The following is an 11,131-nucleotide window of genomic DNA, read 5'->3' as shown; positions in this document are numbered from 1 at the left end:
TCCACTCATGGAGTGACCATTTTTTACAAGATTGTCACTTTTGCATGAACGACAGAGATAAACAATTTTTTCTTCAATCATTAAATTTCTTAAAATAATTAATCATTGGTAATTTTACCACTACCAAGCGCTTTTCCAGTATTCAATCACCGGGCGCAGCCGGGGCAGGGCATTGGCTGCATCGAGTTGCTGCATCAACAAATAGGTGCGAACCATATCCCGGCGCTCAAAGCTTAGTTCGGCTTGGTAGGGCAACACGCGCGTGGCCGATAGGCCCAAGTTTTGCGCTTTTTGGTAGGCTTGCGCGGCTTCGTCAAGGCGGCGCAGGCCGTGCAGTAAGCGCCCTTGGCGCAACCACATGGGGGCATTTTTGGGTTGTATTTGCAGCACTTGATTGCAGTAGTGCAAAGATTGGGCGATAGAGTAATCGCGCAAATCGCCTTGGGCCAAATCTTGATAGACAAACTCCCAGTACAAATCAGACAAACGTTGCACCGCCTTGAGGGTGCGCGGGCCGGGGCGGGCGGTGCCTTCGCGCGCTTGGGCCACACGCAGGGCTTGCAGTTCTTCGTCCACCGATTGGCTGATGCGCTGCTCTAGGCCATCGAGCATCCCATAGGCCAGCAGGCGCAGGTCTTCGCTGGGGTCGTTAAGCACATTGCGTAGCAGGGGCGAGGAGACCCGCCCCGACACATGTTGCAACGACACCATCGCCCGCATACGCGAACTGAGGGGTACCTCGCGGTTGCCCAAAAAAGAACCCAAGCCGGTTTGCCGAAAAGCACCGCTGAGGCGTTGGTGTTGGTCAAACTCGGGTAGTTGCAGTGATTCAAATGGGGCTTTGTCTTGCGCCGGTCGGTGGTAGCGCAACACCAGCACCGCCACCAGTGCGCCAACAAAGCCCAAAATAGGTACGGCATAGCCGCACAGTGCCAACAACAGCAAAACCGCTGGACGGTAAGCTGGTTTTGCCGGTGGTGCTGTTGTGTGTGGCGGCTCTTTGGCTGCTGGTTCCTGCTCCTGTGGTGGCGATTTTGCTGCTTGTCGTGGTAGCAGGGGCACCACAAACAGCGCCAGCAGCACACTGGCCCCGCTGTGCAGCAGCAAATAGCTGGCCAGTGCTACATCGGAATGGCCGTGCAGCAACAGGGGGCCACTCCAAGCCGATAGCTCCATGAGCAGCGCCGACAGCCCCAGTTTGCTACTGAGCATGGGCAATCTCGTGCAGGCGTTGCAGCAACGCCAGCGGCTGGGTTTGGCTCAGGGGCAGCTGGTGCGGAAAGATGCCCGCATCGGCCAATGAGGTGTTTTGTTTTTGGTGTATCCAGTTTTCTAGGCGTGCCAAAAAGCCTTCGGCGGTGGACGCATCGCCCAAAGGCATCAGCACGGCCAGCAGTTGCCGGTTTTGGCCTTGTAGCAGCCAAGTTTCATCCATCAGACGGCGCAGGCGCAGCAATTGTTGGGGCAAATCGTGGGCGATAGCGGTGGGCGTGAACTCTAGCGCTACCACCATGCTTTGTACCTTGGTGCTTTGGTGCATGTGCCACAGGCGTTGCAGCTCAAAAGCAAACTCGGCCGGGCAATCGGGCCAGCGCTGCAACAGCGGTTGCGCCAGGGTTTGTGCCGATAGGCCGTCGGTGTAGTAGCCTAGCAGCAGGTTGATGGTTTGCAGGTTTTCTTCTTGCAGAGCAAAGAAGGGCATGTCGTCCACCAACAGCAGGCCGTAAATCTCGCCGCCCAAATCCAGCAACGGCGCGGCCATTAAATAGTGGCTTTGTTGTTTTAAGGTGAGGGTTTGCACCACATGGCACAGTTTGTGCGTTTCTAGGGCTTGGCGCAGCAGGGGGTCTTGGGGGTGCAGCGTCAGGGGGGGGCCGATGCTGGCCAAGGGCTGCTCGGCCAGCGTGTCGTCTTGCACCGGATAGATGGCAGCGGCACCAATTTGGCAGTATTGCGCCAATAAATCCAACAAACTGGCCGCGCCGGACTCCATACTGCCCAGTCCGCGCAGGGTTTTGAGGGCATCGCGCATCGACATCGGGCGGCCTATCAGTTCATGTTCTAGCCGGTCGTGCGATAGGCGCAGCAGGTAATACTGGCGAATCAGGTGTTCGGTGCGCTGGTGCAGGTAATGCTGCATTCCTTCGGCGCGCCGGGTACGGGCCACCCACAGGCTAGAGAACTCGCCCACCAGCAGCACCAAAATCAGTCCGCCCAAAAAAAACACCTGTGGAAACTGCACATACTGCGGCTGAAACCACCACCATCCGGCCAACAACACGCCCACCGAGAGCAGGCCGGTTAAAGGGCCATAGCGCAGCGCCACAATCATCGGGGCCAACCAAGCCCAATGAAACTCAGCATCCACCCATAGCGGGTCTTGGGGCTGGAGCCAAAACCCCAGCAGCAGCGCGCAGGCGGGCAGCAACAGGGCCTCTAACAGCACCACCGAGCGCGACAAACCCGTGGGGGCCAGTTTGCCCAACGGTGAGCCGGTAAAGCTGGCCCCAGTGATGGCTCTGGATTTGGGTGTTGGCTCGGCTGGACGGGGTGGGCTACTGGCGCTGGAGGACATGGGGCAAGCAAAAAATTAACGCGTGCTGGCCAGTCCAGCGCGCAGCAATTGGCGAATCAATTTTTGCGCCACCGAAGACAGGGCCTCGCGACTCCAACCGCTTTTGCCGCCCGCGCCACTCCAGAGGGTTTGGCCGCTGCTGACCTCAATAATCTGCAAGGTCACGCCCGCAGCTGGCTCGCCATCTACACCCACTTTGTAGCGCCACTCATCGACTGCGCCGGTCAGGGCATAGCGCAGGTTTTGCTCACGCGCCCAAGCCAGGGCTTCTTCTTGGCGTTTGTTTTCTGAGCCATCAAACAGGGATTCTTGTTGCACATGGCCGGGGTAGCGTTGAACAGTGCCGATGTTTTGCGCCTGCAACAGTGCCAAGGCGACGGCTTCGGCGCGGTTGCCAGCCAAGGGGGTTTCGGTATGGTTGGCAAACGGCAGCACCACCCAGCTGGCCCCCCGTTCTAGGCTGGGGGCCTTGCCGTGGTCCACGGTAGAACAGGCCATTAGGCTGGCCAGCAGCAGGCCACTCAAAAGCCATTTCAGGGAGTGCAACAGAGAGGAAGGGTGCATGGGGGAGTGCTTTCTTGCGCTGCAAAAGCAAAAGATTAAAAGTGATAGCGGTAGTTCAATTGAACTTCTTGCGTTAGGCCCGGCGCTTGGGCACCCGATTTGCCCAAGCCCCACATCAGGCTGAGGTGGTCGGCCCCCAATACGCTACCAGCTACGCCTAAGCGCAGGCTGTAGCCCGCACCTTGGCGGCTGTGCCAAGTGTGGGCCAAGCTGGCCAAGGGCAATAAGGCGCGGATGTAGTCGTTTTCAAAGCGCAAATTGGTGGTTAATTGCAGGCCGTAAAACTGAAAATTCTCGGGCAGCAAATAACCGCGCTCTAGCTGGGGGCGGCCCGGTGGCAGATAGCGCATAAAAGCCAAGTCTGCCCCAGTAAAGCCGTTGGGGTTGCGCTGGTCGTAGCTGTGGTTAGACCAAAATGCGCCCACATCAACCGTGGGCACCTCTAAGCGATAGGTGTGGGTATAGCTGACGGACGAATGCTGCCCGCTGCCCACCTCGGCACCGGTTTGCAGTGCGTATTTTTCACGCCAGTGGCTCAGCATCACATGGTCTAGGCGACTGGCTTGGTAGCGCAGCCCCATACTGAAGCGGTCTTTCATGCCGCCCATGCGTAGCACTAAACTTTCTTGGGTCGGAAGCTGGCTGCCCATATCCAAGTGCAGCGATAGGCGCCGGTCTAGCTGCTGCACATGCTCTAGCTGCAAGGGCACCGAGCTGGCCAAGCTATCGCGCCAACCCCATTGCAACTGGGTGCTGCTGCCACTGTGGTGCTGCCAGCGCAAGGAGCCATAGGCGGCCTGCTCTTGCGAAGGGTTGCGTAGGGTGCGGGGTTCGTTGCTTTGGCGCTGGGTGTTGAGCAACTTCAGCCCCAAGGAGTGCGAGGGGGCCAGCGGGTAGTGCAGTTGGGCCACGGTCTCGGTTTCGTCTAAATTGTCCAATTGGCGCAACGTCGCTTGTCCGGCAGCATGGGGCGTAAAGGCCAGCAGGTTGTCCAGCAATTGCTGGTGCAGCGGGTTGTCGTCGGGTTGGTCTTGTTGGGTCTCGAAGGCGGCTGTTTGCGCCAAGCGCACATCCCCCACTGCGGCTGCGGCGTTCACTCGGTCATAACGCGGCAAGCGGTGGTCAAAGGTTTCTAACAATTCACCCGTGGCTATTTTGTCTTTTTCGGCCAAGGCCACGGTAATCTCGGCCCACAGCGGGCGGTTGGCTTGTACGCTGTGGCTACGGGCATATTGTTGCCACAAAAAGCCGCGTTCGGCGTTGTATTCGCCGCCATCTTGTAGCCAGCCAATGGCGGTCTCGGCGGCGGCGTTAGACAGGCCATTGCGCGCGTCGCGGTCTAAGCGCAGCAGTTCGCGCAACACGGCAAACCCGGCATCACCGGGGCGCTGGGTCAGTTGTAGCCGGGTGCGTGCTATGCGCCGGGTGGTATCTAGCCCTTCTTGGGTGAGCCAGTGGGCGCGGCTGGTGGTGCTGGTGACATCGCGTTGCGCTTTTTGCCACTCTTGGGCCAGCAGCTGGCGGCGCAAACGCCAAGCGCGGTCCGATTGTTGGTTTTGGTCTAGCGCATCGGCATAGTTCATGAGCCAAAGCAAATCATGGCGATGCGCTTGCACACGCGGTTGCAGGTAGCGCTCTAGGGCAATGGCGGGCAAAGACAAAGATTGGTAGGTGGAGGCCAATGCGTCGTGCAGTTCGGGGTCTTGGCTCCATTGGGCTTCGTAGCGGCTGAGCAGCTCGCGCAGGGCGCTGGCATCGTTGCTTTCAATAAACAACCACAGCAGCGCTTGGCGCATGGCCGCCGATTGGGGAGCTAGGCGCAAGCCTGCTTCATAGTATTGGCGCGCTTGCGCCCGGCGGCCCGTGTTTTGATAGACCAAACCGGCCAAGCGTAAAAATTCTGGCTCTTGGCGCAGGCGGTGCAGTGCGCGCCGCTGTGCTTGGGGGGACGGGTCAATTTGCTGCAATAGGCGCTCGGCCTCGCGCCACTGGTTGCGGCTGATGTGCAAATTCAAGGCCAGTAGCAGGTGCCGGGGCTGGTCATGCTCTTGCCATGCGTGCAGGGCGACTTCAGCCGCTTGCAGGGGCAAATCGGTTTGCAGCAGCCGAATCAGGGCATCAAAATCGCCCAGCGCGGGCTTTTCTTTTTGCAACAACCGGCGATAGGCTTGCACCGCCAAAGCATCGCGTTGCTGGCCCTCGGCCAATTGGGCAGTGAGGCGCCAAAAAGCCGGGCTTTCTGGAGCATCAGGCGCTAGTTTGGCTTGGGTGGCTTCTAGCCAAGCCAAACCTTGGGCGGCTTGGCCTTGCAACAGGGCCAGCACAGCCGCGCGCATCGCCAGCTCTGGGGTTAGCTGTGTTGGGTCTTGAAATAAGCGCTGCCAACTGGCCAAGGCCAAATCCAAATCACCGGCGCGTTTGGCCAAACCGGCCAACATTTGCAACACTGGGGCCGAGGGGGGTTGCTGGCGCAGGTAGTCTAAGGCGGGTTGGGGCGTGCCTAAGCGTTCGTAGGCGGCCACCAATTCTTCTAGCAGGCTCAGTTGGCCGGGGCGGCGGCGCAATTCGTAGCGCAAGCCCTCGACCAAGGCGGCATCATCAAACAAGCCCGGTGCCAAGCGCAAGACGGCTTGCCACGCTACTTGGTTTTGGGTTTGACGGGCTACCAATAGCCAGTGTTGCAGTGCCAATTCTTGGCGGCCAGTCCATTCGGAGACTTGCGCCAATCGCTCTTGCCACAGCAGGTGTTGTGGTGCCTGTTGTACCGCTGCCTTGGCCACGCGCCAAGCGTCTTCTAGGTTTTTATTTTCTAAGAAAACTTGGTAGCCCAAGCTGTAGATGCGGTCATCAAACGGCAGGCCGGGTGGGACACCTGCGGTTTTTGGGGGCGTTGGCGTTTGAGGGCTGTCAGACACTGGTTGCCATGTTGGGGCATTGGGTGAAGAAAAGGCAGCATCCTCCTCATTGGGGTGGCGCAGCAAGGCTGGGTCGAGTAGATAGGCGCGGTCTTGGTAGCGGGCAGCGGTTGGCACGGCGGTACTTTGGCCACTGGCTTGGGCGCTGTGGTGCAGCGCAGGCAAGGCTTGGGCGGGTGGGTGCATTTGCCATTGCTGCCATTGCTGCCACAGGGCCAGACGCAGTAGTTGTTTGACATAGCGCTCGGCAATATCCGGACGGCCAGCGGCGCGCGCCAGTTGCACCAGCTGCTCTATCACCTCGCTATCGCTGTGCAGGCTGCCCAGTTCGCGCTCGGCCAAGGCCAGCGCGGCAGCGGGTTGCCCGCTGGCTTGTACCGTGGCAATGGCCGATAAAAAATACTGCTTGGCCTGTGCGGCCTCTTGGGTGTGTTGGCGTGCCAGCAAGTACAGCTCGGCGCATTGGTGGTATTGGCTGTGGGCCAAGGCTTCGCGTGCGGCGCGCGCGTACAAGCGTGCGGCTTGTTCTGGCTGCCCATGCAGCTGCTGTGCCTGTTGGCGTAGCAAGGTAATGCCGATGTTGTACTGTCCCAAATCCAGCGCTTGCTGGGTCAAGGGCTGTAATTGTTCTGGCGGCCAATTTTTTTCTGCCAAGGTGCCAAGCTGCTGCACCAAATCGTGCTGCAAGCGGCTTTGGCTTGGCAAGTTTTGCTGAATGGCTTTTTGGTAAATCCGATAGGTGGTTTCCCACAGCAGCCACAGGGCTTGGAGCTCTAAGTCGGGGTCTGGGGAGGCCAGCACCGGCTGCAAGGTAGCGCGCATGGTGTCTAAGGCTTGCGTTTGGCCTTGTTCTTTGGCCAACAACAAGCGCAGGCGCGGGTTGTGCGGGTCACTACGCAACAAATTGTGCAAATAATTGGCCGACAAGGCCGAATCGTTGCCCGCCTCACTCAGGCGTCGTTCTAAATCTTGGCGCGGATAGAGCGCCCACAGCGCGCCCGCTACGCCGGTGGCCAATAAGCACAGTAGCCAATAAGGTGCAAGGACAGGACGGCGCTCAGGGCTTTTGGCAGACAATTTGGAGGGCTGCATGGGTCTGGTTCAGCTCAAATTGCTGTACGTCATGGCGTGCTGGGCTGGTGGATTTGAGGGGCGACAGCACCCGCTGTCCGGCGCGCACTTGGCAATGCTGGGCTTGCGCCAGACTAAACTGCAGTGGCACCACATGGCCTTGCAAATGTAAATCAATACGGCTGGCATCGGCGTTTACCTGCCATTGTTGCAGACGCGCATTGGCATCGTACAAAAAAGGGCGACGTGCATTGGCGTTGCTGCTGGCCGGGTTGGTGGCAGTTTCAAAATAGGCATTGGCAGCGGCCAAATGCAGGTAATCGCCCTCGGGGCCGGGGTGGTAACCGGCTACCTGTTGACTCTGTGCCAACAGGGGCGGCCCCCAGCTGGCAGGCAGCCGCAGGGTTCGCAGTGCATCGCCACCGCGCACGCGCCAGCCTTGGCCATCACGGGCGATGGCCACTTCGTAAAAATCCAGCACTTTGCGAATGTATTCTGAACCAAATACTGGATACAAAGGCTGCGCCAGCGCCCAGCGATACACCTTGTGCAGGGCTTGCAGTCCGGCGCGCTTGCTGGCCGAGTAGGTGTGGTAGTAGATATTGACCGCCTTGATGCGCCGGGGGTGGTCGGTCATTTCAAAGGTCTCGATGGCACGCTCAAAGCCATAAAAAGGCCCCTGCCACAGATTGGTATAAATGTTCTCGTTGGTGATGGGGGCAAACACCTGCGTATAGCCATTTTTTTGCAGGCCATGACTACGCACTGTCGTCAAAGACGGTTGGTTGCGCGAGATGAAGGTATCGCCGCCATTCATGTTGAGCAAGCCAGCATTATGGGCGATGGCCAGCGCTTGGGCGCTGGGGGCGGTGTCGCCCGTCCAGAGCATGACTTTCACTTTTTTGTCGGGTGGGGCCAAGCGCTGCTCGATATAGCGGGTAGAGCCGACAATTTCGCGCTCCAAGTTAAAGGTATAGCCGGGCAAATCCAAGTGGTAATCTTTTTGGGTTTCGTCCAAAAAAATGCCATGTTTGGCATCGTGGTTCCACAAAAAGGGGTGGCTATAACTGTGGCTGGCCAGCTCGATATGGGGCAGCCTGAAGATGCGCCGCGCCACGTCTTCTAATTGGGCGCTGTATTGTGGGTACAAACCTTGCGGTGAAATTTCAGCCTCAATCACCGACATGGTGTGCGGAATGCGGTACTTTTCTAGCACCTCCTTGAGCAGCACTTCGGGCGAAAACGGGTTGCCCGGCATTTCAGCACGCGACGGAAAGCCATCGCCATCAATATGCGCCAGCAGCAAACGGCGGCCATTTTCGGTCGTAATGTCCGCTACCGGCATGGGGGGCAAGCGCAGTGCTTGGATGAGAAAGGCAAACGGGTCTATCACCCAGCGGCGTTGCTCTGTGCCGGGCAGTTCTACCACCACAAAGGGGTCTAAGATAAAGCCGCCCCACGGCATGATGGCACCCGCCACCACGCGCTGCCCACGCTGGTCTTGTAGCTCTAACAGCGGAGTGGCTTGTGCGGCCCATTTGGGCGCAATGCGTACCGGCTCATATTCTTTGCCGGGAGGGGGTGGGGCAATTTCAAAACCCATCATAGGGTGTTGGCGCACGGTTTGCAGGCTGCCTTGCAGGCCCAAATCGCCCACTTGTAGCCCCAGTTGTTCGCCCCAACTGCGCTCGGGCGGAAAGCCAAAATCATCCACCAAGGCCAAGGGCATCCCTTCGGCGGCACGTGCCAGTAACCAACGGCTGACCTCTTTGCCCTTGGCGGCAGGCAAATAGCCCGAAAACCACGTGGCCACCCCGGCATAGCGGTCGCGGTAAATGCCTTGGGGCAGCGGCTCGCGCGTATCAAGGTACTCTAGGATGTAGCCCATGTGGTTGAGCGGCATGTGCAAAAATCGATGCACATTGCTGTAATTGATGGCCGCTGCCTCGTCGCCGCTGTGCAGCACCAACACACGCCGGGGTTGCAGCTCCACGGTGCCCACCCCTATGGTGTGCAGTGCGCTGTCAGTCACCCAAGGGATGATGCCCAAAGCCTGAATGCGCGCCGCTGTGGCGCGGGCCAATGTGCGGTCGTGTGGCGGCACATAATCAATCGCCAGCACCGGCAATTGGTACTGTTGCTGAATGGTTTGTAACTGCCCTAACAGCCAATCGCGGCTGGCGGTGGGCACTTCTTCGTAGCGTTTTTGGGCTGCATTCCAACCCCGAAACAAAGACTCGGCGGCCACCATCTCAATTTTTTGGTGTACGCGCGGCACAATCTCAAAGCCACGGTTCAAAATCAGGCGGATACCCGGAAAACGCTGGTGCAGCGTCTCTACCACGCGCACCAATCCGGCTTGTTGGGCGGCCTCGTCAAATTGGGCGGCCAGACGATACGAATCGAGCGTATCTAAAAAAAAGCCCCGATAGCCACGCGCCCACAGGGGGGCCACGACCCGGCTGGCAAAAAATTCTGGCCATGCAGCAGGCGTTTGGTCTAACACCTCGGATTGCCAATCGCCATTGCGCGCCAGCTTCCAAGCGGCCGGAATATCACGGTAGTAGCTGCGCGAGGCTTGTACCTCGGCCACCGAGACATAGGCATACAACTCACTACCGCTGCGCCGGTGTGCCACGGGGTCATAGCCGTGGTCTGGCTCTACCACCACGCGGTCAAATACTTTCAACTCGCTCAGGGGTGCGGCAACACCATAATGCAGCGCTACCGCTGGCAAAGCGTGGGCAGGCAACGCCCACAGCAGGCCCAGCGCCCACAGCAGCACGGCAGAAAATTTGAACATTGGCAATACCCTAGCAGAGACCACACACTACATAAAATGGCACGAATGTAACCAGTCGTTTTGATTTCGATAATAGCAAAAAACTATTTAAAAAACAAAGCGATTGATAAGTTCTGTCATTTATAGGTGCCGTGTGGTAATGCCTATTTTGGAAAGCAGAAACATGATTTTGGTCACCGGCGGTGCTGGTTTTATTGGTTCGCACACTTGCGTGGCACTGGCCCAAGCGGGCTTGCCTTTTTTGATTTTGGACAACTTCAGCAACAGCCGCCGCTCGGTGTTGGAGCGTATGGGACGCATTATCGGTACAGTGCCCGACTGCATCGAAGGCGATGTGCGCGATGCCGCGTTGCTGGCGCAGGTGCTGGCGCAATACCCGATACAGGCCGTCATCCACTTTGCTGCCCTCAAGGCGGTGGGCGAATCGGTGGCTGCCCCTTTGCGCTACTACGACAACAACGTGGCTGGCACCATCACCCTGTTGCAAGCCATGCGCCAAGCCGGGGTGTATCGTTTGGTATTTTCCTCCTCGGCCACCGTCTATGGGGAGCCAGCAAGTTTGCCGATTCGTGAAGATTTCCCCCTCTCGGCCACCAACCCCTATGGCTGGAGCAAGCTGATGATGGAGCAAGTGCTGGCCGATGTGGACAGCGCAGAGCCAGAACAATGGCGCATTGCCCGACTGCGTTACTTCAACCCGGTGGGCGCACACGACAGCGGCCTGATTGGCGAAGACCCACAAGACGTGCCCGGCAACCTGTTGCCCTATGTGGCCCAAGTGGCCGCCGGTCAGCGCAAGAGCCTGAGCATTTATGGCAACGATTACCCCACCCACGATGGCACCGGCGTGCGCGACTACATCCATGTGATGGACTTGGCCCAAGGCCATGTGGCCGCTTTGCATTATTTGCAGCAACATCCCGGCCTGCTCACCGTGAATTTGGGCACGGGCCGCCCGGTATCGGTGTTAGAGATGGTGCGTAGCTTTGAGCAAGCCAGTGGCCGCACCATTCCCTACCAAATGGTGGGCCGCCGCCCCGGCGATGTGGCCCAATGTTGGGCCGACCCCAGCTTGGCCGAGCAGCTTTTGGGCTGGAAAGCCCAGCATGGTATCGAGCGCATGTGCCAAGACGCTTGGCGCTGGCAAAATGGGGTGGCGCGCAGTCTGTGCTAATGGTTTCTGGCTGCGTGGTATCTTCTGGC

General features: G+C 58.7%; 6 protein-coding genes. 1 reads left to right on the top strand and 5 read right to left on the bottom strand.

Annotation, left to right across the window (positions count from 1 at the left end):
• Positions 1–120 precede the first annotated feature (120 nt).
• Genes PHX60_RS03505 through PHX60_RS03485 form a run of 5 tightly spaced genes read right to left on the bottom strand, consistent with a single transcriptional unit; the run spans position 121 to position 9,928 of the window.
• Complete coding sequence (locus tag PHX60_RS03505; protein ID WP_300074758.1) at positions 121–1,212, bottom strand: hypothetical protein; 1,092 nt, start codon at positions 1,210–1,212, stop codon at positions 121–123.
• Positions 1,202–2,575 carry a PelD GGDEF domain-containing protein gene (locus tag PHX60_RS03500; RefSeq protein WP_300074755.1) on the bottom strand — a complete coding sequence of 458 codons (1,374 nt, stop codon included), beginning with the start codon at positions 2,573–2,575 and terminating at the stop codon, positions 1,202–1,204. The genes PHX60_RS03505 and PHX60_RS03500 overlap by 11 nt, the downstream gene beginning before the upstream one ends.
• A 15-nt stretch (positions 2,576–2,590) precedes the next feature.
• The gene (locus tag PHX60_RS03495) at positions 2,591–3,139 is read right to left on the bottom strand and encodes a penicillin-binding protein activator LpoB (RefSeq protein ID WP_300074752.1); all 549 of its coding nucleotides are present in this window, start codon (positions 3,137–3,139) and stop codon (positions 2,591–2,593) included.
• Between the two features lie 35 nt (positions 3,140–3,174).
• Positions 3,175–7,146, bottom strand: coding sequence for a tetratricopeptide repeat protein (locus tag PHX60_RS03490; protein ID WP_300074749.1), 3,972 nt, complete (start codon positions 7,144–7,146; stop codon positions 3,175–3,177).
• Positions 7,112–9,928: a bifunctional glycoside hydrolase 114/ polysaccharide deacetylase family protein gene (locus PHX60_RS03485; RefSeq protein ID WP_300074746.1), complete on the bottom strand. Its 2,817-nt coding sequence runs from the start codon at positions 9,926–9,928 to the stop codon at positions 7,112–7,114. Before PHX60_RS03485 ends, PHX60_RS03490 begins: the two co-directional genes overlap by 35 nt.
• A 163-nt stretch (positions 9,929–10,091) precedes the next feature.
• On the opposite strand from PHX60_RS03485, the gene galE reads away from it, so the two are divergent.
• Positions 10,092–11,102, top strand: a complete 1,011-nt coding sequence (gene galE / locus PHX60_RS03480; RefSeq protein ID WP_300074743.1) for a UDP-glucose 4-epimerase GalE — start codon at positions 10,092–10,094, stop codon at positions 11,100–11,102.
• The last annotated feature ends 29 nt before the right edge of the window (positions 11,103–11,131 follow it).

The sequence above is a fragment of the Giesbergeria sp. genome (assembly GCF_028686475.1).
Taxonomy (GTDB): Bacteria; Pseudomonadota; Gammaproteobacteria; order Burkholderiales; family Burkholderiaceae_C; genus Simplicispira.
This window is presented reverse-complemented; position numbering and strand designations above follow the sequence as displayed.

Excerpts from the sequence above, each read along its gene's own strand:
- PHX60_RS03485 (WP_300074746.1), bottom strand. The coding sequence starts at position 9,928 with ATGTTCAAATTTTCTGCCGTGCTGCTGTGGGCGCTGGGCCTGCTGTGG.
- PHX60_RS03490 (WP_300074749.1), bottom strand. The coding sequence starts at position 7,146 with ATGCAGCCCTCCAAATTGTCTGCCAAAAGCCCTGAGCGCCGTCCTGTC.
- galE (WP_300074743.1), top strand. The coding sequence starts at position 10,092 with ATGATTTTGGTCACCGGCGGTGCTGGTTTTATTGGTTCGCACACTTGC.
- PHX60_RS03495 (WP_300074752.1), bottom strand. The coding sequence starts at position 3,139 with ATGCACCCTTCCTCTCTGTTGCACTCCCTGAAATGGCTTTTGAGTGGC.
- PHX60_RS03500 (WP_300074755.1), bottom strand. The coding sequence starts at position 2,575 with ATGTCCTCCAGCGCCAGTAGCCCACCCCGTCCAGCCGAGCCAACACCC.
- PHX60_RS03505 (WP_300074758.1), bottom strand. The coding sequence starts at position 1,212 with ATGCTCAGTAGCAAACTGGGGCTGTCGGCGCTGCTCATGGAGCTATCG.